The 23,952-nt window shown below is 60.5% G+C and carries 23 protein-coding genes; 20 read left to right on the top strand and 3 right to left on the bottom strand.

Going from position 1 to position 23,952, the window contains the following annotated elements; all coding sequences use genetic code 11:
• The first annotated feature begins 9 nt into the window (after positions 1-9).
• The 19 genes from CGS49_RS12465 (at position 10) to CGS49_RS12380 (ending at position 20,825) form a co-directional block, all read left to right on the top strand.
• On the top strand, positions 10-1,413 hold the full coding sequence (locus CGS49_RS12465) for an oxaloacetate decarboxylase subunit alpha (protein ID WP_097802116.1): 1,404 nt from the start codon (positions 10-12) through the stop codon (positions 1,411-1,413).
• A 162-nt stretch (positions 1,414-1,575) separates the two neighbouring features.
• Positions 1,576-1,917, top strand: coding sequence for a transposase family protein (locus CGS49_RS12460; RefSeq protein ID WP_097802115.1), 342 nt, complete (start codon positions 1,576-1,578; stop codon positions 1,915-1,917).
• Between the two features lie 223 nt (positions 1,918-2,140).
• Positions 2,141-3,019: a YicC/YloC family endoribonuclease gene (locus tag CGS49_RS12455; RefSeq protein WP_097802114.1), complete on the top strand. Its 879-nt coding sequence runs from the start codon at positions 2,141-2,143 to the stop codon at positions 3,017-3,019.
• A gap of 24 nt (positions 3,020-3,043) precedes the next feature.
• Positions 3,044-3,322: an extracellular matrix/biofilm regulator RemA gene (gene remA, locus CGS49_RS12450; protein ID WP_097802113.1), complete on the top strand. Its 279-nt coding sequence runs from the start codon at positions 3,044-3,046 to the stop codon at positions 3,320-3,322.
• Positions 3,312-3,884, top strand: a complete 573-nt coding sequence (gmk, locus tag CGS49_RS12445; protein ID WP_097802112.1) for a guanylate kinase — start codon at positions 3,312-3,314, stop codon at positions 3,882-3,884. Before remA ends, gmk begins: the two co-directional genes overlap by 11 nt.
• Positions 3,885-3,905: 21 nt before the next feature.
• Positions 3,906-6,167 (top strand): replication restart helicase PriA, encoded by a 2,262-nt coding sequence (gene priA, locus CGS49_RS12440; protein WP_097802111.1) that lies wholly within the window; start codon positions 3,906-3,908, stop codon positions 6,165-6,167.
• A 16-nt stretch (positions 6,168-6,183) separates the two neighbouring features.
• Positions 6,184-6,720 carry a peptide deformylase gene (gene def, locus CGS49_RS12435; protein ID WP_097802110.1) on the top strand — a complete coding sequence of 179 codons (537 nt, stop codon included), beginning with the start codon at positions 6,184-6,186 and terminating at the stop codon, positions 6,718-6,720.
• Positions 6,720-7,640: a methionyl-tRNA formyltransferase gene (gene fmt / locus CGS49_RS12430; RefSeq protein ID WP_097802109.1), complete on the top strand. Its 921-nt coding sequence runs from the start codon at positions 6,720-6,722 to the stop codon at positions 7,638-7,640. The genes def and fmt overlap by 1 nt, the downstream gene beginning before the upstream one ends.
• Positions 7,640-8,962 carry a 16S rRNA (cytosine(967)-C(5))-methyltransferase RsmB gene (gene rsmB, locus CGS49_RS12425; protein WP_097802108.1) on the top strand — a complete coding sequence of 441 codons (1,323 nt, stop codon included), beginning with the start codon at positions 7,640-7,642 and terminating at the stop codon, positions 8,960-8,962. The genes fmt and rsmB overlap by 1 nt, the downstream gene beginning before the upstream one ends.
• A 50-nt stretch (positions 8,963-9,012) precedes the next feature.
• Complete coding sequence (gene rlmN / locus CGS49_RS12420; RefSeq protein ID WP_097802107.1) at positions 9,013-10,053, top strand: dual-specificity RNA methyltransferase RlmN; 1,041 nt, start codon at positions 9,013-9,015, stop codon at positions 10,051-10,053.
• A 15-nt stretch (positions 10,054-10,068) separates the two neighbouring features.
• On the top strand, positions 10,069-10,821 hold the full coding sequence (locus CGS49_RS12415) for a Stp1/IreP family PP2C-type Ser/Thr phosphatase (protein ID WP_097802106.1): 753 nt from the start codon (positions 10,069-10,071) through the stop codon (positions 10,819-10,821).
• Complete coding sequence (gene pknB / locus CGS49_RS12410; RefSeq protein ID WP_097802105.1) at positions 10,814-12,712, top strand: Stk1 family PASTA domain-containing Ser/Thr kinase; 1,899 nt, start codon at positions 10,814-10,816, stop codon at positions 12,710-12,712. Before CGS49_RS12415 ends, pknB begins: the two co-directional genes overlap by 8 nt.
• A gap of 11 nt (positions 12,713-12,723) precedes the next feature.
• Positions 12,724-13,602, top strand: a complete 879-nt coding sequence (gene rsgA, locus CGS49_RS12405) for a ribosome small subunit-dependent GTPase A (protein ID WP_097802104.1) — start codon at positions 12,724-12,726, stop codon at positions 13,600-13,602.
• An 18-nt stretch (positions 13,603-13,620) separates the two neighbouring features.
• The gene (locus CGS49_RS12400) at positions 13,621-14,262 is read left to right on the top strand and encodes a thiamine diphosphokinase (RefSeq protein ID WP_097802103.1); all 642 of its coding nucleotides are present in this window, start codon (positions 13,621-13,623) and stop codon (positions 14,260-14,262) included.
• Positions 14,263-14,612: 350 nt separating this feature from the next.
• Positions 14,613-14,765: a hypothetical protein gene (locus CGS49_RS14240; RefSeq protein WP_179859079.1), complete on the top strand. Its 153-nt coding sequence runs from the start codon at positions 14,613-14,615 to the stop codon at positions 14,763-14,765.
• Positions 14,747-16,117 carry a sodium-dependent transporter gene (locus CGS49_RS12395; protein ID WP_097802102.1) on the top strand — a complete coding sequence of 457 codons (1,371 nt, stop codon included), beginning with the start codon at positions 14,747-14,749 and terminating at the stop codon, positions 16,115-16,117. The genes CGS49_RS14240 and CGS49_RS12395 overlap by 19 nt, the downstream gene beginning before the upstream one ends.
• A 136-nt stretch (positions 16,118-16,253) precedes the next feature.
• Complete coding sequence (locus CGS49_RS12390) at positions 16,254-16,976, top strand: LytR/AlgR family response regulator transcription factor (protein ID WP_097802101.1); 723 nt, start codon at positions 16,254-16,256, stop codon at positions 16,974-16,976.
• Positions 16,969-18,270, top strand: coding sequence for a sensor histidine kinase (locus tag CGS49_RS12385; RefSeq protein WP_097802100.1), 1,302 nt, complete (start codon positions 16,969-16,971; stop codon positions 18,268-18,270). Before CGS49_RS12390 ends, CGS49_RS12385 begins: the two co-directional genes overlap by 8 nt.
• Positions 18,271-18,944: 674 nt before the next feature.
• A complete protein-coding gene (locus tag CGS49_RS12380) occupies positions 18,945-20,825 on the top strand; it encodes an autotransporter outer membrane beta-barrel domain-containing protein (RefSeq protein WP_097802099.1) in 1,881 nt (626 codons plus the stop codon).
• A gap of 101 nt (positions 20,826-20,926) precedes the next feature.
• Here CGS49_RS12380 and CGS49_RS12375 read toward each other — a convergent pair whose 3' ends face one another.
• Genes CGS49_RS12375 through CGS49_RS12365 form a run of 3 tightly spaced genes read right to left on the bottom strand, consistent with a single transcriptional unit; the run spans position 20,927 to position 23,079 of the window.
• Positions 20,927-21,364, bottom strand: a complete 438-nt coding sequence (locus CGS49_RS12375; RefSeq protein WP_097802098.1) for an aspartate carbamoyltransferase regulatory subunit — start codon at positions 21,362-21,364, stop codon at positions 20,927-20,929.
• 1 nt (position 21,365) lies between these two features.
• The gene (gene pyrB, locus CGS49_RS12370; protein WP_097802097.1) at positions 21,366-22,307 is read right to left on the bottom strand and encodes an aspartate carbamoyltransferase; all 942 of its coding nucleotides are present in this window, start codon (positions 22,305-22,307) and stop codon (positions 21,366-21,368) included.
• Positions 22,308-22,323: 16 nt separating this feature from the next.
• On the bottom strand, positions 22,324-23,079 hold the full coding sequence (locus CGS49_RS12365; RefSeq protein ID WP_097802096.1) for a GntR family transcriptional regulator: 756 nt from the start codon (positions 23,077-23,079) through the stop codon (positions 22,324-22,326).
• A gap of 209 nt (positions 23,080-23,288) precedes the next feature.
• On the opposite strand from CGS49_RS12365, the gene CGS49_RS12360 reads away from it, so the two are divergent.
• Positions 23,289-23,837, top strand: coding sequence for a GNAT family N-acetyltransferase (locus tag CGS49_RS12360; protein ID WP_097802095.1), 549 nt, complete (start codon positions 23,289-23,291; stop codon positions 23,835-23,837).
• Positions 23,838-23,952: the final 115 nt, after the last annotated feature.

Below are 23,952 nucleotides of genomic sequence, written 5' to 3'. Positions count from 1 at the left end.
GTGACAATCATGGCCAAAAAGCCGATCAAGGTTACCGAGGTCGTCCTGCGCGATGCCCACCAGTCTCTGCTGGCCACCCGTATGACGATGGATGAGATGCGTCCCATCCTGCCGGAAATGGATAAGATCAACTACTTCTCCGTGGAGTGCTGGGGCGGCGCCACCTTCGACAGCTGCATCCGCTTCCTGGACGAAGACCCCTGGGAGCGCCTGCGCATCCTGCGCAAGGAGCTGCCCCACCAGAAGCTGCAGATGCTGTTCCGCGGCCAGAACATGCTGGGCTACCGTCCCTATGCCGATGACGCTGTTGAGTACTTCGTGCAGAAGTCCGTTGCAAACGGTATCGACGTCATCCGCATCTTCGACGCACTGAACGACCCCCGCAACCTGCAGACTGCCATCAAGGCAGCCAACAAGGAAGGCGCTCATGTGCAGGGCTGCATCAGCTATACCCTGAGCCCCGTGCACAACAACGAGTACTTTGCAAACTACGCCAAGACCCTGGAGGAGATGGGTGCAAACTCCATCTGCATCAAGGATATGGCCGGTCTGCTCACCCCCTATACCTGCTATGATCTGGTCAAGAAGCTGAAGGAGACCGTCAGCATCCCTGTTGATATCCACAGCCACTACACCGCAGGTCTGGCTTCCATGTCCATCCTGAAGGGCATCGAGGCAGGTGCCGATATCATCGACACCGCCATGAGCCCCCTGAGCCTGGGCACCAGCCACATGCCCACCGAGAGCCTGGTCGCTGCCCTGCAGGGCACCGATTACGACACCGGTCTGGACCTGAAGCAGCTGAACGTCGTCCGCGCATACTTTGCAAAGCTGCGCGAGAAGTACATCGCCAACGGCCAGATCAGCCCCAAGTCTCTGGGCGTCGATGCCAACACCCTGCTGTATCAGGTGCCGGGCGGCATGTTCTCCAACATGCTCAAGCAGCTGAAGGATGCCGGCAAGGAAGACAAGCTGGATGAAGTGCTGGCCGAGATCCCCCGCGTCCGTGAGGATGCAGGCTATCCGCCGCTGGTCACCCCCACCAGCCAGATCGTTGGCACCCAGGCTGTGTTCAATGTCATTCTGGGCGAGCGCTACAAGATGGTCACCAAGGAGTTCAAGGGCCTGGTCCATGGCGACTACGGCAAGACTCCCGCACCCATCAGCCCCGAGTTCACCAAGAAGATCCTGGGCGACGAGCAGCCCATCACCTGCCGCTTTGCCGACACGCTGGCTCCCGAGATGGACAAGCTGAAGGCCGAAGCTGCCAAGTGGGCAACGCAGGAGGAAGACGTGCTGACCTACGCCATGTTCCCGCAGGTCGCACCCAAGTTCTTCGAAAAGCGCAATGCCAAGAAGCAGGGCGTCGATGGTGATCATGTGGATTACACCAACCAGTCTCACCCCGTCTAATTGAGCGCATTCAGGGCTTCCCGCCGCTGGTGGGAGGCCCTTTTTGCGTCCATCGCCCGGAAAATGGCGCGAGATGGCATTGACTTGCCGCAGCACAGCTTTTATAATAGGTTGCATAAAACAGAACGGAACCGGAAAACAAGAGAAACAGGGAGCAGGAACATGAGAAAGATTACGGTCGAGCGGCTTGCAGAATTTACAGAGCGGGATTATCAGCTTGCCTTTGGCATTTCGAAGGACGAGTTCGACCAGATGCTGGCTGCGCTGGAAGAAGCATATGCCAGGGAGCATAAGCGGAAGCCGCGCTTCACCAAGATCACGATCAAGGATAAGCTGATCCTTACCCTGATCTACCGCCACGAATACCGCAGCATGGACAGCGTTGCCAACGAGTACGAAGTTTCCCGCGATACCATCGCAGATAATGTCCACTGGGTGGAGCAGACGCTGCTGAATGCGGATCTGCTGGAGACCAGCGTCACCTGCGTGTATAAAACCAATTGATCGCATTGCCTTGAAGCCGAGCCGCAGGGCCCAGGCTTCAGGGCTTTTTTCATTTGCGCGCGCCATATGCGGTGTACAGGCCCGCAAAGCCTGCACTGCACCTTGAATTTTTCGGGAAAGAATAGTAAAATGATGCTATATGTATCGTAACATGGGTGTGTGTACCCCAAAGCGGATACATATGCGAAAAACCGAATCAGAAATGAGAGAACAGGAGAGCGTTATGATCTTAAGCATGACCGGCTTCGGCCGGGGGACTGCTGTGCGCAATGGCCGTGAGATCACGGTGGAATTGCGCAGCGTGAATTCCCGCTACTTTGAGTATTCCTCGCGCATCCCGCGCACCTGCAGCTATCTGGACAGCCGCCTGAAAAAGCAACTCAACGAGCGCATCACCCGCGGCAAGGTGGAGCTGAGCATGACCATCCAGAACGTGGACGCGGCGGATACCGTCGTCACCGTCAACATGGAGCTGGCCCGCAGCTATCAGCAGGCCATGCGGGATATCTCCGAGCAGCTGGGCGTCAAGAACGACATCTCTGCCGGTATCCTGACCCGCTTCCCGGATGTGCTGGCCACCCGCCACGCCGATGTGGACGAGGAACAGCTGTGGGAAGATGTTTCTGCCGTCACCGCGCAGGCACTGGACCGCTTCGTGGAGATGCGCGCCGCCGAAGGTGCCAAGATGAAGGCAGACGTGGAAAACCGCCTGAACTTCCTGGAGGAGTGCGTCGGCCGGGTGGAGAGCCTCAGCGCAGGCCGGGTGGAAGCTTACACCAACCGCCTGTATGAAAAGCTCAAGGTCATTCTGGAAGACCGCGACATCGACGATGCCCGTGTGCTGACCGAGGCCGCCATCTTCGGCGATAAGACCGCTGTGGACGAGGAGACCGTCCGCCTGCGCAGCCATATCTCGCAGTACCGCGAGATCCTGCAGCTGAACGAGCCGGTGGGCCGCAAGCTGGATTTCCTCACCCAGGAACTGAACCGCGAGACCAATACCATCGGCTCCAAGTGCCAGGACCTGGACATCACCCGCATCGTGGTGGACATGAAAGCGGAGATCGAGAAGATCCGCGAACAGATCCAGAATCTGGAGTAAAACGGAAAACGTTCGGAGGAGTTTATGAAGCTCATCAACATCGGCTTTGGCAACATGGTCAGCGCAGGCCGCGTGGTGGCGGTGGTCAGCCCGGATTCCGCCCCGGTCAAGCGCCTTGTCAAGGAGGCGCGGGAGCGCGGGATGCTGATCGACGCATCCTATGGGCGCAGCACCCGCGCGGTGCTCATCATGGACTCCGATCATGTGGTGCTCTCGGCACTCCAGCCGGAAACGGTGGCCAACCGTGCGGCCGGGCAGGAGGGCAAAGCGATGACAGAGGAGGAAACGTCCCATGGCGAATGATAAATATCTGTTTGTGGTCTCCGGTGCAGCCGGCACCGGCAAGGACAGCGTGGTAAAGGCCCTGCGTGAAGCACACCCGGAGATCGAGAAGACCGTCTCCGCCACCACCCGCGCCCCGCGCCCCGGTGAGCAGGAGGGCGTGGATTATTACTACCGCACCCGGGAACAGTTCCAGCAGCTGATCGAGAACGATCAGGTGGTGGAGCACAACTTCTACAACGGCAACTACTACGGCACCCTGAAGGCTGAGGTGGAAAAGCGCCTGGAAGCCAAAAAGGTGGTCGTACTGGTCATCGACGTGCACGGCGCGGAGAATATCCGCCGCATGTTCCCGGGGGCGACCACCGTGTTCCTGCTGCCGCCGTCGGAGCAGGAGCTGGAGCGCCGCCTGCGCGGCCGCGGCACCGAGACCGAGGAGAGCATCCAGGAGCGTCTTGCCACGGCAAAGCAGGAACTGGCCCAGCAGGACAAGTTCACCCTGAAGCTGGTCAACAACGAGGTGGACACCTGCGCAGAGGAGCTCTATCAGGTCATCTGCCAGCGCGCCGGTCTTGCAAAATAACAACTTGAAGGAGCTGTGCGAATGCCCAAAACGGTAGGCGTTGCCGTCAGCAATGCGACCTTCCACTTTGATAAACTCTACACTTATGCCGTTATGCCGGACCAGCAGGATACCGTCCGGCTGGGCAGCATGGTGCTGGTGCCCTTTGGCCGGGGCAGCCGTGCCCGCATGGGCGTGGTGCTGGCCTGCGACGCCGAACCGGAGAGCGCGAAGCTGAAATTCCTGTTCGACGTGGCCCCGGCTTCCGCCTGCCTGACGCCCGAACTGCTGCGGCTGGTGTACTTTCTCAAGGAGCGCACCTTCTGCACCTATTACGAGGCCGTCAAGGCGGTCATCCCCTATGGGGCGCAGTACAAGCCCGCTGTGGTGGCAGACGGTGTGACGCCGGTGCTGCAAAAGCAGCTCACCCGCCACACGGAAAATTCTTACCGCCTTGTGGGCACCCTGCAGCAAAAGCCGAAGCCGACGGCAAAGCAGCTGGTGGCTGTGGCATTGCTGGGCGGCGGGCCGCGCACCCTGAACGAGCTGGAAGAAAAAGGCATCAGCCGCGCGGTGCTGGACAACCTGTGCACCAAAGGCGTGCTGGAATGCAGCAAGGTGAACAAGTCCATTGACCTGTATTCGTCCATTCCGCTCAAAAATGACCCCATCGACCTGACCGCTGAGCAGCAGGCTGCTTACGACGCCTTGCTGCCAAAGCTGGAAGACGATGCGCCCCACTCGGCCCTGCTCTACGGCGTGACCGGCAGCGGCAAGACGCTGGTGTTTTTAAAGCTCATTGCCCGCTGCCTGGAGCTGGGCCGCAGGGCACTGGTGCTGGTGCCGGAGATTAGCCTGACGCCGCAGATGATCCTGCGGCTGAAAAGCCAGTTCGGCCGCAGGGTGGCGGTGCAGCACTCGGCCCTCAACCACACGGAACGCCTGCTGCAGTGGCAGATGATCCAGGACGGCGGCGCCGACATCGTGGTGGGCACCCGCAGTGCTATCTTTTCGCCGCTGGAAAACATCGGCCTTGTCATCATTGACGAGGAACAGGAGCACACCTACCGCTCGGAATCCGCGCCCCGCTACTCCGCCCACGAGGTGGCCCGGCAGCGCGCGGCGGAAAACGGCGCACTGCTGCTGCTGGCCAGCGCCACCCCCAGCACCGAGAGCTTCTACGCGGCCCAGCATGGCCGTACCCAGCTGGTGCGGCTCACCCAGCGCTACGGCGGCAATCCGCTGCCGAAAGTGCAGATCGTGGATATGCGGGCCGAGCTGGCGGCAGGCAACCCCCGCGAGATCAGTCTTGCGCTGGAGGATGCCATCCGCCACAATCTGGACGCAGGCAAGCAGACCATTCTGCTGCTGAACCGCCGCGGCTACCAGACCATGGCCCAGTGCGAGGACTGCCGCGAGGTGCTCAAGTGTCCGAAGTGCAGCGTGCCCATGGTCTACCACAAGGCGGCGCACAAAGTGTTGTGCCACTACTGCGGCAGCCAGATGGACCCGCCGCCCACGGTGTGCCCCACCTGCGGAGGCAAGCTGCAGTACCGGGGCTTTGGCACCCAAAAGGCGGAAGAAGAACTGGCAAAGCTGTTCCCGGACGCCCGGGTGCTGCGGATGGATCAGGATTCTACCGCCGCCAAGGACGCCCACGAAAAGCTGCTGGCAAAGTTCGCAAACCACGAATACGACATCATGGTGGGCACCCAGATGGTGGCCAAGGGCCTTGATTTTGAGGATGTGACGCTGGTGGGCGTGCTGGGCATCGACTCGCTGCTGTTTGCGCAGGGCTTCCGCGCCTACGAGAACGTGTTCAGTCTCATCACGCAGGTGGTGGGCCGCAGCGGCCGGGCCAAAGACCCCGGCTTTGCCATCATCCAGACCACCGACCCGGATAACCCGGTGCTGAACCTCGCCGCTGCGCAGGACTACGATGCCTTTTTTGAGCAGGAGATCGCCTACCGCAAGCTGGGCCTGTATCCGCCTTTCTGCGGGCTGTGCGTCATCGGCTTTGCCGGGCCGAAGGAGATCGAGGTGGCGCGGGCGGCAGCCCGCTTCTCAGCCCTGCTGGGCCAGCTGGCGGCAAAACAGCCGGACCTGCCTTTGCGGGTGCTTGGCCCCACGCCCGGCAGCATTGAAAAGATCAACGACACCTACCGCTATAAACTCACCATCAAGTGCCGCAGCGACCGTCGCTTCCGCGACCTCGTGCGCAGCACACTGGAATTGTACGAACAGGAAAAGCTCCCGTCCCGGGCCACCGTTGCGGTGGACCTGCACTCGGACGGTGACATCTGATTTGGAGGTACTATAAATGGCAATCCGTAACATTGTAAAAGAGGGCGACCCCATCCTGAACAAGGTCTGCCGCCCTGTGACCAACTTCGACGATCGTCTGGCCACCCTGCTGGACGACATGCACGAGACCATGATCGCTGCCGACGGTGTGGGTCTGGCCGGCCCGCAGGTGGGCATGCTGCGCCGCCTGTTCGTGGTGTGGGACACCACCGACGCCCCGGAGGAGATCCCTGAAGATTACGAGTATAAGTTCATCGACTTCATCAACCCGGAAATTCTGGCCGTGTCGGAGGAGGAGGAGACTGCCTACGAGGGCTGCCTGTCCTTCCCGGGACACAATGGTGCCGTGACCCGCCCGGTGGCGGTCAAGGTGCGCGCACAGGACCGCCACGGCGAGTGGTTTGAGCTGGAGGCCGAAGGCCTGCTGGCCCGCTGCATCCAGCACGAGAGCGACCATCTGGACGGCATCACCATCATGCAGTCCAGCGAGTATTTCTACGAGGACACCGAGGAGGGCAAAAAGGCTGCCCGCGAAGCGAAAGGAAACAACTGATGCGCATTCTGTTCATGGGCACGCCGGACATTGCCGCCGAGTGCCTGAAAGCACTGTACGCCGCCGGGCACGAGATCTGTGCGGTGTACACCCGGCGGGATAAGCCCGTTGGCCGCAAGCAGGTGCTGACGGCCCCGCCGGTGAAGGAAGTGGCTTTAGAGCACGGCACGCCGGTGTTCCAGCCCCGTACCCTGCGGGACGGCAGCGAGGACGAGAACATCCGCGCACTGGCCCCGGAGCTGATCGTGGTGGTGGCCTATGGCTGCATCCTGCCGAAGTCTGTGCTGGAAGCCCCGAAGTACGGCTGCATCAACCTGCATGTTTCGCTGCTGCCCAAGTACCGTGGCAGCGCCCCGGTGCAGTGGGCCGTGCTGAACGGCGACGCCGAGACCGGCGTTTCCATCATGCAGATGGATGAGGGCCTTGACACCGGCGATGTGCTCTGCTGCGAGAAGATCGCCATCGACCCGGAGGAGACCAGCGGCGAACTGTTTGACCGCGTGACGGCTGTGGGTGCCCGTGTGCTGTGCGAGGTGGTGCCCGCCATCGCCGCCGGTACCCTCAAGCCCCAGCCGCAGGACCACGAAAATGCCTGCCTTGCTCCCATGCTCAATAAGGAGATGGCGGAGTTCAAGCTCACCGAAACGGCTGCCCATATCCACAACTGGGTGCGCGGCATGAACCCGTGGCCCGGTGCATGGTTCGTCACCGCGGGCGGCAAAAAGCTCAAGGTGATGGAATGCCGTGCGGTGGCTTCGAACGGCGAAGCGCCCGGCATGGTGCTGGCCACCAAGCCCCTCACCGTGGCCTGTGGAGAAGGTGCCATCCAGCTGCTGCAGGTGGTGCCTGAGGGCAAAAAGCCCATGGACGGCACCGCCTTTGCGGCTGGTCAACGCCTGAAGACGGGGGATACCCTCTGATGGCGGCGAATCCCCGCGCGGCGGCAGTGGCGGCGCTGGTGCGGCAGGAACAGGATGGCTTTTCGAACCTCGTCCTGGATGCCGAGCTCAAGCGCCAGAAGCTGGAAGGCCGCGATAAAGCATTTGCCAGCGCCATTTTTTACACGGCGCTGGAGCATCGGGGCACATTGGACTACATCTTGGAGCAGTTTCTGCCCAAGGGCCTTGCCAAACTGGACGCCCCGGTGCGCGAAATTCTGCGTGCCGCGCTGGCGCAGGCCCGCTATATGCAGGTGCCGGTGTCCGCTGCGGTGAACGAAGCCGTCAAGCTGACCCGTGCCTTTAAAAAATCCAGCGCATCGGGCCTCGTCAACGCCGTGCTGCGCCGCGCCTGCAATTATGACCTGAGCACAGCCGTTTTCAAAGATGAGACCAAACGGCTCATGGTGCTGGGCTCTGCCGGGCGGGACGTGGCAGAATTTCTGCGTAAAAACTATCCGGACGAAGCGCTGGACATCCTTACCTACAAGGTCGACGGCGGCCTGTCCAGTCTGCGCGCAAACCCGCTCAAAGCAAGCGCTGAGGAGCTCTGTGCAAAGCTGCTGGCTTCCGGCGCAAGGGAAGCGCGCCCGGGCGTCGTGCCCGGCAGCGTGCTGGCTCGGTTCGAAGGCAGCCCGGCAGAGAACGAGCTGTTCCGGCAGGGATATTTCCATGTGGAAGGACAGGCCAGCCAGCTGGCAGCGCTCTCTGTGGAAGCAAAGCCCGGCGAGACGGTGCTTGACCTGTGCGCGGCACCCGGCGGCAAGACCATCCTGCTGGCCGAGCAGATGCAGAACACCGGCAGGCTTTACAGCTGCGACGCCGCCGAGAATCGCGTGGGCTTGATCCGCACGGCGGTGCAGCGCATGGGGCTGACCAACGTCGAAGCCCTCTGCAACGACGCCACAAAGGTGAACCCGGCCCTGCCGCAGGCAGACCGCATTCTGGCAGACGTGCCCTGCAATGGTCTGGGTATTCTGGCAAAAAAGCCGGACCTGCGCTATAAAACGCTGGACCCGGCCCGCGAGGCTGAATTATTGGCCACGCAGTCGGCCATCCTCGATACGGCGGCTGCATTGCTCAAGGCGGGCGGCAGACTGGTCTATTCCACCTGCACCATCGACCCGACCGAGAATCAGCAGCAGATCGCTGCATTCCTTGCCCGCCACCCGGAGTTCTGCGTGGCAGAACCCGCTGTAGCTTTGCCTGCCGGGATGACGGCAGGGGAGCACGGCACCCTTTCGGTGCCCACCCGCACCGGCATGGACGGCTTTTTCCTCTGTGCGATGCAGAAAAAGGGCTGACCACTGCAAGGAAACGGGCTTTCCGTTCGTAAAAACAATAGGAGAACACAATGGAACAAAAACGCTGTATTTCCTCGCTGACGCTGGCAGAGCTGACCGCTGAACTGAAGGCGATGGGTCAGCCGGGCTTCCGGGCAAAGCAGATCTTCCACTGGGTGCACCAGAAGCTGGTCACCGAGTTTTCTGCCATGACCGACCAGCCCAAGACCCTGCTGGCAAAGCTGGAAGAAAGCTTTTATATCGCTGCGCCCCAGATCGAGCGCCGGCAGGAAGCGAAGGACGGCACGGTGAAATATCTGCTGCGCATGGCCGACGGCAACTGCATCGAGACGGTCGTCATGCGCTACCACTACGGCAACACGGTGTGTGTGTCCACCCAGGTGGGCTGCCGCATGGGCTGCCGCTTCTGCGCTTCCACCCAGGCGGGCCGTGTGCGTAATCTGGAAGCAGGCGAGATCTGCTCCGAGATCTACACTGCCCAAAAGGATATCGGCGAGCGCATCTCGCACATCGTGCTCATGGGCATCGGCGAGCCGCTGGACAACTTCGACGAAGTGATGAGGTTTCTGGAGAACATCACCTCGCCCGAAGGCGTCAACATCGGTATGCGCAACATCAGCCTTTCCACCTGCGGCCTTGTGCCCAAGATCGACCTGCTGGCCGAGAAAAAGCTGCAGCTCACTCTTTCGGTGTCGCTGCACGCGCCCAATAATGAAATTCGCAGCGGCATGATGCCGGTGAACGACGCCTACCCTGTGGAGGTGCTCATGCAGGCGGTGCGCCGCTATCAGGACACCACAGGCCGCCGCGTCAGCTTTGAATACTCTATGGTGCGCGGCGTCAACGATTCCGACGCCTGCGCAAAACAGCTGGCAAACCTCATCCGGGGCATGGGGGCCCATGTGAACCTGATCCCCATCAACCCGGTGGACGGCAGCCCCTACTCGGCCACGGACGCAGCCAATGTGCGCCGCTTCCAGCAGAAGCTGGAAAGCCTTGGCGTCAACGCCACCGTGCGCCGCCGCCTGGGCAGCGAGATCAGTGCCGCCTGCGGCCAGCTGCGCCGGGACGAAATGAACGGGAAGGCATAACAAAGGGAGAATCCTATGAAACTTGCAGGAAAAACGGATGTCGGGCGGGTCCGCCAGGACAATCAGGACGATTACCGCGCCGGCAAACTGCCTGGCGACGCCGCATGGCTGCTGGTCTGCGACGGCATGGGCGGCGCGCGCGGCGGCCGGGAAGCCAGCCAGGGCGCGTGCAATGTCATTGAGCGCTGCTTTCAGGAGCAGTATGCTTCCAAATGTCTGCCCGGCGAGGAGGAGACGTTCCTGAAAAAGACGCTGCTCAGCGCCAACCGCTTCGTGTTCCAGAAGGCCATGCAGGACGAAGCATTGGCCGGCATGGGCACCACAGCGGTGTGTGCACTGGTGCGCTCCGGCCGGGTGTACCTGTGCCATGCGGGCGACTCCCGCGCATACCTGTTCCGGGACGGCCGGCTCACCCAGCTCACCCACGACCATTCCTATGTGCAGGAACTGGTGGACTGCGGCACCATCACGGTGGAAGAAGCCGAACACCACCCGCAGAAGAACATCATCACCCGGGCGCTGGGCGTGGACTACCGTCTGGACTCGGAGTTTACCTGCCAGGAGCTGCAAAACGGCGATCTTCTGCTGCTGTGCTCGGACGGCCTGACCAACGCCGTCCCGCGCGACCAGTTGGAACAGCTGCTGGGCACCGGCTCGTTCTACGACCTGCCGGACCAGCTCATCCGCACGGCCAACGAGAACGGCGGCCCGGACAACATCACTGCGCTGCTGCTCAGCGTGGAACCGATGGAGGTGCGCAATGGATAACCTGATCGGCAAACGGCTGGACGGCCTGTACGAGGTGCAGGAACTGATCGGCTCCGGCGGCATGGCGAACGTCTACAAGGCCGTCATGCGGGGCCACAACGGCCCGGTGCCTGCCGGGACGGTGGTGGCAGTCAAAGTGCTGCGGCGGGAGTTCATGCACGACCCGGACCTTGTGCGCCGCTTCAAGAACGAATCCAAGGCCATCTCGCTGCTGAATCACCCGAACATCGTCAAGGTGTACGATGTCTCGGTGAACGATGACCTGCAGTATATCGTCATGGAGTATGTGGACGGCATGACCCTGCGCGAGTACCTCAACGAGCGCGGCGGCAAGCTGACCAGCCGGGAGACGGTGCACTTCATCTCCCAGATTTTGAAGGCGCTGGAACATGCCCACGCCAACGGTGTGGTGCACCGGGACATCAAGCCCCAGAACATCATGCTGCTGGACAATGGCCAGCTGCGTATGATGGATTTTGGCATCGCGCGCATCTCCCGGGCCGAGAACCAGCTTTCCGGCGGCAAAGCCATGGGCAGCGTGCACTATATCAGCCCGGAGCAGGCCAAAGGCGACGAGACCGACTGCACCAGTGATATCTACTCGGTGGGCGTCATGATGTACGAGATGCTCTCCGGGCATCTGCCCTTTGACGCCGACGATATGGTGGAAGTGGCCATCAAGCAGATCTCGGACACCCCGAAGTCGCTGCACGAGCTGGCCCCGGAGGTGCCGAATGCGCTGGTGGAGATCACCGAGAAGGCGATGGCAAAGCTGCCGCAGAACCGGTACGCCTCCGCCCGCGAAATGCTGAATGCGCTGGACACCTATGTGCAGAACCCGTCTGTACAGTTCGAATATCAATATATCACAGAAGATGCTCCTGAAAAGGTGGTGAAACGTACCATGAACCAGAACCGGGCAAACCGCCGGGCAGAAACGCCCGCCCCCCACAGCAAAAAGGCGGCGCCCCGCAAGAAGCGCCGCACCATCTTCCTGCCTGCGCTGTTTGGCATCACGGTGGCTTTTGTCATCGCGTGCCTTGCGCTGTGCTGGATGATCCTGAACGATTCCTCCAACCTGATGAACAACAAGGCGGATGTCACGCTGGGTGATTATGTCGGCATGACCCGTGACGAGGCACAGGCCGCAGAACAGGTCGTCTCCGGCCAGATCACCGTGAACTGGGAGGAAGAATACAACAGCAATTACGCCGCAGGCTATGTCTACAAGCAGTCGCCTGTGGCAGGCCGCACGGTGCGTGAGGGCCAGAACGTGACCCTTACCGTCAGTCTGGGCACTCAGTATGTCACAGTGCCGGACCTGACCAACTATGTGCAGGCCGATGCCGAGCAGCAGCTGAAGAACCTGGGCGTTTCCGTGCTGGTGACCCAGGCCGTGGAACCCTCGGTGGCGTCCGGAGCGGTCATCCGCACCGACCCGGCGGCGGGCAGCCAGGTGGCGGCGGGCAGCACCGTTGTGGTGTATATCAGCCGCCCGCAGGTGTCTACCACCACCAAGGTGCCTTCGCTGGTGGGCATGACCACTGATGATGCCCGCACCCTGCTGGTGCAGAACCACCTGGGCCTGGGCAGCCAGTCGGAGCAGTACAGCGACCAGCCCGAAGGCACGGTCATCAGTCAGGACCCGGCAGCGGGCAGCACCGCCAAGCTGAATGGCCGCGTGAACATCGTGGTCAGCGCAGGGCCGGAGCCCGAACCGGAACCGGAAGCACCCAGCGACAGCACCGGCGGCGATTGGTGGAGCGGCCTGTGGGGCGGCTCGTCGTCCTCCAGCAGCACGGCCACGGGCGGCGACCAGGGCGACGGCAGTGGTGACGGCCAGACCGACGGCGGCGGCATCACCGACTGGTGGGCTTCGCTGTGGGGCTGACGGAGGCGTGCATGAAGGGATATATCACCAAAGGCATCGGCGGCTTTTATTATGTAAAAACGCCGGACGGCATCGTGGAATGCAAGCCCCGCGGCATCTTCCGCAAGCAGAAGATCACCCCGGTGGCGGGCGATGAGGTGACGCTGGAGACCGAAAACGGTGCTTCGGTCATCGCTGAGATCGCACCGCGCAAAAACGTGTTCGTGCGTCCGCCGGTGGCAAACCTGGATGTGCTGTTCCTTGTGGCCAGCACCACTCAGCCCACCCCCAGCACCCTTGTGCTGGATAAGCTCTCGGCCATCGCGGTGGATAAAGGCGTGCAGCCGGTCATCGTCTGCACCAAGGGCGACTTGGCCGAAGCAGAATTCCTGCGCTCTGCCTACGAAAGATCCACCCTGCCGTTCATCCGCATCGACTACGAGACCGGTGCCGGGCTGGATGAGGTAAAACAGTGGATCGCGGGCCGTCTGTGCGCTTTCTGCGGAAACTCCGGCGTGGGCAAATCCACGCTGCTGAACCATCTGCTGCCGGAAGCCGAGCGCGAGACCAGCGCCATCAGCCAGAAGCTGGGCCGCGGCCGTCACACCACCCGCGAAGTGACCATCTTTGAGGCTTTCGGTGGGCGCATCGCTGATACTCCGGGTTTTGCCAGCCTGGAAGCAAACCGCGCGGGCTTCATCCCAAAGGAAAACCTGGAACATGCGTTCCCGGAGTTCGGCCCCTATCTGGGCGAATGCCAGTTCACCGGCTGCTCTCACCGCAGCGAAAAAGGCTGCGCTGTGCGGGCTGCGCTGGCAGAGGGCAAGCTCTCCCAGACCCGGTATGACAGCTACTGCGCTATGTACGAGGAAGTCAAGGACGTGAAGGACTGGCAGCGTCCGAAAGTTTGAAAGTAAGGAAGGATTTCCATGTCACGCTGTGTGATCATTTCCGCCTGTCCGGTCTCGCCGGAGCTGACAAAGGCTCTGCGCCCGGATGATTTCATCATCGCCTGCGATGCAGGCTACCGCAACTGCGCACCGCTGGGCTGCAGGCCCAACATCATCGTGGGCGATTTTGACACCGCCCCCTGCCCGGAACAGCAGGACGACGATATCGTGGTCCTGCCCCACGTCAAGGACGACACCGACACCGAGTACGCCGCAAAGCTGGCCTCGGAGAAGGGCTTCGACGAGGTGCTGCTGCTGGGGGGTCTTGGCGGCAAACGGATAGAGCACACTCTTGCGAACCTGTGCACCGGCCTTGGCCTTGAGCAGCGCGGCGTGCGTGCCACCCTGCTGGACGAGTACAGCCGCATCACCTTTGTGATGCCCGGCGAGACCCGCCGCTACCCGAAGGAAAACTACTTCTTCTTCTCGGTCTTCCCGATGGAGGGCAGGGCAGAGGGGGTCTCGGAGCATGGCTCCTTCTACGAACTGGACGACGCGCAGCTGACGGCCGGTTATCCGCTGGGCATCAGCAACGAGTATGCTGAAGGCTCGGACTGCATCACCATCGCTACCCGCACCGGTGCGCTGGTGGTGGTGGAGACCCTTGCAGACAACACCTGAGCCGGAACATTTCCGGCCTGTTCTGCGTAAAATAGAGCAGAAAGGCAGGGGTTGATATGCAGATCATCGTCATCCGAAGCCCGAAGTGCCTGCGCGGCCTTTTGCGCAGATTGTTCGGCATCAAAAAAGAACAATAAAGGGGAAACTCCTCTCCGTGCAAAGCACTGCATGGATGGGAGCTTTTCTTTTTGTCCGGTAAGAGGTGAAGAAGTATCATATCTTCACCTCTGAGGTGAACAAAATTGTATCAAAGTGTGACTTTGATGTGAAATAAACATAGCTTCGACGAAAGCTGGAAAGGATGCGCGGAGAAAGCAGAAGTGTTTTGCCGGGAAAAACAAAAAAGACTTTTGACAACAAAAGTTCATCTTTCTGAAGCAGCCCTGTTCTTCGACGGAATTTGTGCTATAATACAGGGGCAACGCTTTGCCCAGCCTTTGGATGCGGCGCAAAAGCAGAACTGGAAACAAGGAGTTTTGGAATCATGGAAAGAGAGACCCTGAAATCACGTCTGGGCTTCATTCTGCTGTCGGCAGGCTGTGCCATCGGCATCGGAAACGTCTGGAAATTCCCTTATATCGCCGGACAGGACGGCGGCGGCGCATTCGTACTGTTTTATCTGATCTTCCTGGTCATTCTGGGCCTGCCCATCATGACTATGGAATTTGCGGTGGGCCGCGCCTCCCGCAAGAGCCCGGTGCGCGCTTATCAGGCACTGGAAAAGCCGGGCCAGAAGTGGCACATCCACGGCTACCTCACCCTCATCGGCTGCTACCTGCTGATGATGTTCTACACCACCGTGGCAGGCTGGATGCTGCACTATTTCTACATGACCGCCACCGGCAAGCTGGCGGGCCTTGACGCCGACCAGGTGGCCGGGAAGTTCACCGAGATGCTGGCAAACCCCGGCGTCATGACCTTCTGGATGGTATTCGTGGTAGCCCTGGGCATCCTCGTGTGCGCCAAGGGTCTGCAGAGCGGTCTGGAGCGTGTGACCAAGGTCATGATGATCGCCCTGCTCATCATCATGGTCATCCTGGCCATCAACAGCCTGTTCATGGACGGCGCGAAGGAAGGCCTGCGCTTCTTCCTCGTGCCGGACTTTGCGCGCATGAAGGAAGTGGGCGTGGTGAACACGCTGGTGTCCGCCATGAACCAGGCCTTTTTCACCCTGAGCCTGGGCATCGGTGCCATGGCCATCTTCGGCAGCTACATCGGCAAGGAGCATTCCCTGCTGGGCGAGTCGGTGCGCATCGTCATCCTGGGTACCTTCGTGGCCATCACCGCAGGCCTCATCATCTTCCCGGCTTGCTTCACCTACCATGTGGACCAGACCAGCGGCCCCAGCCTGATCTTCATCACCCTGCCCAACATCTTCGCCAACATGGCGCTGGGCCGTCTGTGGGGCAGCCTGTTCTTCCTGTTCATGGCATTCGCAGCTCTGTCCACCGTGCTGGCTGTGTTTGAAAACATCATCTGCTGCGGCATGGAGCTCACCGGCTGCAGCCGCAAGAAGTCCAGCCTGGTCAACTTTGTGCTCATCACGGCACTGTCGCTGCCCTGCGTGCTGGGCTATAACCTCTGGGCATGGGACGGCTTCGCCGTGTTTGGCGGCGCTGTGCTGGATTTTGAGGATTTCCTCGTCAGCAACCTGTTCCTGCCGCTGGGCAGCCTGGTGTACCTGCTGTTCTGCGTCACCCGCTATGGCTGGGGCTGGGACAACTATAAGAAGGAAGTCAACACCGGCGAGGGCCTGAAGATGAAGGACTGGATGCGCGGCTACCTGACCTATGTGCTGCCGGTGATCGTGCTGTTCATCTTTGCGTTCGGTATCTACGATAAATTTTTTGCATAAATAAGTTACGCCTTCCGTTATTCCTTCGCTAATGGGCTCCCTCGTTGAGGAGGCTGTCGAGCGGATGCGAGACGGAAGGAGTTCGTGGGCTCCTCTTGCAATAAGGGGAGCCTTTTGCGGCAGAAAGGAATTTGGGATGCACGTTCTGATTTGTGACGACGACGCGGCGTTCGGTGCGCGTATGGCAGACTATATCCACGATTATTTCGAAGCTCGGTCGGTCCAGCTGCAGACCGTCGTCTGCACCGGTGCGGCCGAGGCGCTGCGCACGCCGTATCTGGAGCTGTATCAGCTTGCGTTTCTGGATGTGGATATGCCCGGCACCAATGGCATCGCACTGGGGCGGGAGCTCAAGCAGAGAAGCCCCGACATTCGGCTGGTCTACGTCTCGGCCTATCTGGAATTTGCCCCCGAAGGCTACACGGTCAATGCCTACCGCTACCTGCTCAAACGGGACATTGCCCGGATGCTGCCCAAGTGCCTGGACGATCTGCTGGCGGCCTTTACCGACCAGCACCGGACCCTGACCGTGCACCACAACCGCGCCACCAGCGAGATCCCGCTGTACCAGATCTATTATCTGGAAAGCGCTCTGCGCCAGATCGACATCTACGGCGACATCCCGCACCGGCCCATCTGCACCTTTTACGGCAAGCTGGCCGAGCTGCCCGCCATGCTTTATGAGAATGGTTTTTTGCAGGTGAGCCGCAGCGATGTGGTGAACATGAGCCATGTGCACAGCATCCGCAATTATAAAGTGGAGCTGAAGAACGGCGTGGAGCTGGGCGTCAGCCGCCAGAGCTATGCAGCCATCCGCAACGCCTGGCTGGAATGGAAGGGGCAGTTTGCCGATGAATGATACACTTCTCTGGACACTGCTGGGGCACCTGGTCTGCATTGCACAGTGGGCCGCCTTCATTCTGGTGGACTACGCTTACCTTGGCAAAAACAAAAAGGTACGCTATCCCTGCATCTGGGCGGCTGTGCTGGCGGCGTGCGTGCTGTTCGTCTCGATTCGGTGGGATCTGGGTTTTTTCAACACGGCCTCCATTGCCACCAACGTGGTGTACCTGCTGCTGGCATCGCTGCTGTTTGGCGGTACACCCAACCAGAAGCTGACGGGCAGCCTCATCAACGGTGTGATGTGTCTGCTGACCGAAAATACCGTGAGTTTCCTCTTTGCCTGGTTCCTCGGCGTGCCCACCGGCAGCGTCTGGCGCTATAAGAGCTGTCTGGCCGCGCTGGTGGTCTCCATTCTGGCGGTGGGGCTGCTGGTGGCGTACTTCATGCGCCGCTGGAACAGCACCTGCGCGCTGGAGCCGCTGCAGGCGGCCGTGATGAGCTTTTTCCCCGGAGTGGTCGTGGCGCTGAACATGGGCCTGATGGTCTCGGCCAACCGCCAGAAGCCCACCTTGATGAACATGGTGCTGACCGTCGGCCTGACGGTGGCCGTGCTGGTGCACATCGCCATCGTGCAGATGTTCAACGACCAGGTGGTGCAGCGGCAGAGCTCCCGCTTCCGCGCCCAGCTGGAGCAGCAGCGGGCGGAAGCCCTGCTGGATTCCTACACCGCTCAGCGCCGCCTGACCCACGAGTTCACAAACCATATGAGCGCCCTCAGCGCCTTGCTGAATCAGGGCGACATGGAAGGCGCGCGGGCCTACATTGCCGGTGTGAGCAAGGCAGTGGCGGCGGGCACCACCATCATGGACACCCATAACCCATTGCTGGATTCCATCCTGAGCAAAAAGTACGAGGAAGCCGCGCACAAGGGCGTGACGGTCTATTTTGACCTGTGCGACCTCAAGCGTCTGCCCTTTGACAGCACGGACATGGTCATCGTCATCTCGAATCTGATGGATAATGCCATCCGTGCAGCGGCAGAAGCGCTGCCACCGGAGGTACATGTGCGCATCCGCAAGACCCCGGACGAATACCTCATCTCGGTGTGCAACCGTGTGCAGCAAAATCTGGAGATCGAGGACGGCCGCCTGCCTGCCACCACCAAAAAGGAGAGCGGCCATGGCATGGGCCTTGTGAACGTGCAGGAGATCCTGCGCAAATATGGGGCCGAGTATACGGTCAGCTGCCGGGACTGCTGGTTCCGCTTCACCTGTTCGCTGCCGGTGGCGCATTCCACCGACAATTCATGACATGCGGACCGGCAAAATATGACATTTTGTCTGCTGCGGCGGTGCGGTTTTGGTATAATAAGAACAGTAAAGGAAGACCTCCGTGCAGGCAATGGATCGTTGCGGTGGGGAGAGAGGGGAAGCCCTTCTCCTGTAAAAGAGCTTTGCTGCAAGATGGAGCATGTCGGCTGCAGTGCGTGTAAGCAGCTGACGCGATCACCTTTGCTTTTGCTGCGGGTCCAAGGGGACCCGGTAGAGTGCATCTGGCGGGACTTTCAACGGCGGTTCTTTGGGGATTGCTGTTCATAAAGTCACTCACTGCGTCGCATTTTCCCGTTCCGTTCCGGCTGCGTGTGGGAACACAGCCGGTCAAGCCCGGTTCGGGAGCTTTATCTGCGTCGGGGAGAGTTCCGTCAGATTTTTTATTGCAATAGAAAACGGCTGCTGTACATGAATTTGTGCAGCAGCCGTTTTGCATGATAAGATTTCACTGGAGTTTTCGGCACACAATATGGAATTTTGACGAAAAACATGTTATAGTGGATGCAGCAGATAAAATTTGCATAAAAATGGCAACCCGTGCAGAAAGCCTGCACGGGTTGCCGAATATGAAGGAGGCCTGCAGTGTTATGATCCCTTATCGAAAGCTTGCAATGCGTGTTTTGAATCACACTCCGATGTTAGGGGGGGGGGGTATGGCAAGGCCGCTTGCACAGCGCCTTGCCGCATTGACTGTCGTCGCCGCACTGATGGCGGGACTCTCCGTCCCGGCCTTTGCAGCAACCTATAACATTGGGGATGGCAGCATCACTATTGAAGCCAACGGCGATGGCACAGCCAAGGTGACCCAGAACGAGACCGTGAACGAGAAAGATGACGATGTCATTGTCAAGGGCAGCGGCGAGACCACGAGCAATGTGATCGAAGTCATCAACAACACGGAAGACGACTTGAAAATCACTCTTTCGGATGTGGACATTGCCGATACTAAAGGCAAGGCGCCCTTGAGCGTTTCGGGCACCGGGGATACGACCATTGAACTGGACGGCAATAACTCGCTGACTGGAAGCGGCTGGAGCGCCGGTTTGGAACGGAACGAGGAAAAAGACGCCGCCGGAAACGTAGTCAGCGGAAAATTGACCATTCAGGATGAGAATAAAAACGGCAGTCTGGAAGCCACCGGCAATTACGGAGGTGCAGGCATCGGCGGAGGAAACCTCAAAAATTCCGGTGAGATTGAGATCACCGGCGGCACCATCACAGCCACTGGTGCGCTGGACGGTGCAGGCATTGGCGGCGGCGGTAGCGGCGGCGACGGCACGGTGACCATCTCGGGCGGCAATATCACGGCCCGGGGAGGCTCCTCAGACAACCCGAAAGCCATCTGCGGTGCGGGCATTGGCGGTGGCGGCGGCTACGGCAACGCCACGGTGACCATCACCGGTGACGCTGTGATCGAGGAAGCCACCGGCGGCGGCGCATGCGCAGGCATTGGCAGCGGTTATTACAACTCCAAGACCGACATCACCATCTCCGGCAATGCCGAGGTGAAAAACGCACAGGGCGGCGCACAGGGTGCAGGTATTGGCGGCGGCGGCTTCGGCGGCACGGGCACGGTGACCATCACTGACAATGCCAAGGTGGACAATGCCACCGGCGGCGAGGGTGCTGCGGGCATTGGCAGCGGTGTGCTTGGCGATGTGACGGTAAATATCTCCGGCAATGCCACGGTCAACGCTGAGGGCGGCGCGAACGGCGCAGGCATCGGCGGAGGTTACGCATCGGCAGGCGACGTGACCATTGAAGGCGGCACGACGGTCAAAGCCGAAGGCGGTGTTGGCGGCGGTGCCGGTATCGGCGGCGGCGCAGACCTGGAAGCAGACGAGGACACCCAGAACCGTGTCACCATCCGCAGCAGTGAGGACGGCTCGCCGGACGTGACGGCCGTGGGCGGTGCCCCGGAGCCCGGCGAGGATGGCACCGAACTCAGCAAGGGCGGTGCAGGCATTGGCAGTGGTGCGCTGATCGAACCGGATGAAGGTGACCGGGAAGCGGATGCCATCATCAGCATTGAGGGCAAAGTGACCATCAAGTCTACGGCGGGCAAGGACAATGCAGCCATTGGTGCGAACGGCGAGGAGCAGGTCATCGAGGGGCTGCTGCCGGGGTCGTCCATTGACCGCCGGGATGCAGACGGCAACGATATCTCGCTGCCGGGCGATAAGCAGCAGCCCGCAGATAGCAGCGAGCAGAACAGCGATGCGCTGGAAGGCCTGACCGTCACCGATGCGGCGGGCAAAACGCTGCCGTACACCGTGGAGTGGCAGGGCAGCACGGTCGTTGTGACCGCAAAGTATCCCTTTGCCTCGCTGCAGATGACCCATGAGACCCTGCTTCAGCTGCAGAAGCAGGGCGCACAGACGCTGCGATTCTGTACCGAATCCCGCACCGCGTCGGCATCGGTCGCTGAACTGTTGAATGTGAGTATGGCGGGCGCAAAGATCGTCTGGAGCCATGACGGTGCAGCGTCGGCCCTGCAGGTGAACGGCGCGGACCACAACGAACTGCTGAAGTAAGCTCGATCAAAGTTACATAGAACTGATAAAATGAAAAGCGACTGCCGCTGCGGGAAAATGCTCCCACAGAGACAGCCGCTTTTTAATGTTTGAAAAATCGTTTACTCCGGCTTGACCTGCAGCTCCTGCTCGCAGTAGATGCAGCGGTACTTGCCGTTGGAGCTCAGCTCAAAGATCTGGTCGCATTCTTCCTCGATGGAGGAGATGCAGCGGGGGTTTTTGCACCGCACGATGTTCACCAGACGCTTCGGCGGTTTCGGCTTTTCCTTGCGCACGGCCTTGCCGTTTTCGATGATGGTCACGCTGATGTCCGGGTCCAGGTAGGCCAGCACATCCAGGTTCAGCCAGGAAGAGTCGCCTTCCACCTTGATGATATCCTTGCGGCCGCTCTCGCTCTTGCTGCTGCGGGCGTTCTGGATCAGTGCCACGCTGGCGGTGCGGTTGCCCTTGATGCCCAGCAGGTCCATCAGGCCGATGGCGGTGCCGGCCTTGATGTGGTCGATCACGATGCCGTTCTGAATTTCGTCGATGTTCAGCATATCAGTTCTCCTCCTTGGGTGCCTTGGGGTCGCAGAGGCCCAGCAGGGTCATGATGAGCGCCATGCGCACGTACACACCGTTCTGCACCTGCTCAAAATAAGCGGCACGAGGGTCGTCGTCTACATCCAGCGCGATCTCGTTGACGCGGGGCAGCGGGTGCAGCACCGCCATGTCCGGCTTTGCCAGGCCCATCTTCTCCTTGGTCAGGATGTAGCTGTTCTTCAGGCGGATGTAGTCTTCCTCGTTGAAGAAGCGCTCTTTCTGCACACGGGTCATGTACAGGATGTCCAGCTCCGGCATGGATTCTTCCAGGCTGCGGGTCTCCTTGTAGGGGATGCCGTTGGCTTCCAGCACATCGGTGATGATGTAGTCCGGCACGCGCAGCTCCTCCGGGCTGATGAGCACGAAGCGGATGTTCTTGCAGCGGGCCATGGTCTTGATGAGGGAGTGGACGGTGCGGCCGAATTTCAGATCGCCGCACAGGCCGATGGTCAGATCATCCAGACGGCCCTTGCGGCGGCGGATGGTCATCAGGTCGGTCAGGGTCTGGGTGGGGTGCTGGTGGCCGCCGTCGCCCGCGTTGATCACCGGGATGCGGGAATAACGGCTGGCGCGCAGCGGGGCACCCTCTTTCGGGTGGCGCATGGCGACGATGTCGGCGTAGCAGGACACCACGCGGATGGTGTCGGCCACGCTCTCGCCCTTGGTGGCGCTGGACACGTTCTCGCTGGGGAAGCCCAGCACATGGCCGCCCAGGTTCAGCATGGCGGCTTCAAAGGAAAGGCGGGTGCGGGTGGACGGCTCGTAGAACAGGGTGGCCAGCTTTTTGTGCTGAGCCACTTCTTGATAGGCGGCCGGGTCGTCATGGATGCGGTCGGCAAGATCGAGCAAGGTGCAAATTTCTGAGTGGGTGAAATCCAACGGGTCGATCAGATGACGCATGTGTAATGTACCTCCGTTAAAGCAGTTTGCGTAAAATGGAAAAATCAAAGAAGTTCGTGTAGTAGCTCAGTGAGCGCATCACCGGCTTGCACAAACGATTGAAACATACTTCATCCAGCAGCAGCATGGCCTCGCCGGGGGCCAGACGCATGGCCGAGCGGATGGCTTCGTCGCCGCAGCTGGCCTTCAGGTGGGCCACATTGGAGGAGATCTGCTGGTGACACTCCCGCTCCAGGATATCGAAGATGCTGCCGGTCAGGTCGATGCGGGTGTAGTCCCGACCGTTGAACAGGGCTTTGGGCAGGTAGTCCACCGACCAGATCACCGGCGTGGTGTCGGCGAGGATGCGTTTTTTGATGCAGATCACTTCGTCGCCCGGCTCGATCTCAAGGTTGTGGGCCAGTTCTTCGCCTGCGCGGATGGGGTAGACCTGAATGCCGTCTGCGTGGGGATAGCTGCCAAAGCTGCGGATCAGCGGGTAATATTCCAGCTTCTGGTCCAGGCGGCTGCGCAGGTTCAGCACAGAGCGGTTCACCACCGTGCCAATGCCGCGCACGCGCTCCACATAACCGGCGCGCTCCATCTCGCTCAATGCGTCGCGGATGACGGTGCGGCTCACGCCCAGCTCGGCGGCAAGGTCCACCTCGGCGGGCAGGCGATCGCACCGGGCATACCGTCCGGTGCGCAGTTCCTCAAGCAGGCTGGCAACCACACGGTCGCTGATGACCGCGCCGCCCAGTCGGCTGGAAGAAGCAAGTGCAGAATCTTTCATGGTTCGGTTCCTCCGTTCACAGGCAGGGCTTTTCGCCCTTGCCGGGACTTCCGGTGCCTGTGCCGCGCTGCCGCTTTTCGTTTGCGACCACCGGCATGCTGCCGCACAAACACCTTCACTTTATTATAGCATAAATTGACATTTAGAAAAGCGGCATTTATACTGGAATCGACTCAAAAGTACGATTTTATTTTGGAGGGGAGAGCAAGATGGAAGTTTTTCTGCACAAAATCGGCGGCAAAGAGGTGCCCAAACCGGTCCGGGCAGAGCTGCGCCGCTGCACGGCAGCCGAAGCCCCGGCGGTGTATGCACTGCAGAATGAGGTGCGCGCCGCCATGCCGGACCCAAGCCAGTTCGTGCCGGACACGCTGGAAAACATTACGGCCTATGTCCAAAAGGACCTGTGCATCGGCATGTGGCAGGGCGGGCGGCTGGGCGCCTATGCCATTGTGCGCTTCTGCGGCGAGAGCGAGCACAACTACGCGGCCTTTCTGGGCATCCCGCGTGCGGAATGGCCGCACTGGGCCAACGCGGACAGTGCCATCGTCCACCCGGACTACCGCGGCAACGGCCTGCAGCGGCTCATGCTGCAAGCGGCGCTGCCGCTTTTCCCGGGCAATATCACCCACATCGGGGCCACCGTCAGCCCGGAGAATCAATACAGTCTGCGCAACGCTCTTGCGTCCGGCTTTGCCATTGCGGCCCGGCGGGAGATGTATGGCGGCTATGACCGCTATCTGCTGGTGAAAGAACTGTAACCCTCTCAGTCAAACCCTGCGGGTTTGCCAGCTCTCCCGAAGGGAGAGCCTTATTCGAGAAAACCACAAACAGCAAAAAGCTCCCCCTTTCGGGGGAGCTGTCGAGCGTATGCGT

The organism is Faecalibacterium langellae (assembly GCF_002549775.1).
Classification (GTDB): Bacteria; Bacillota; Clostridia; order Oscillospirales; family Ruminococcaceae; genus Faecalibacterium; species Faecalibacterium langellae.
Note: the sequence above shows the minus strand (reverse complement) of the source record. Positions and strands in the feature narration are given on the sequence as shown.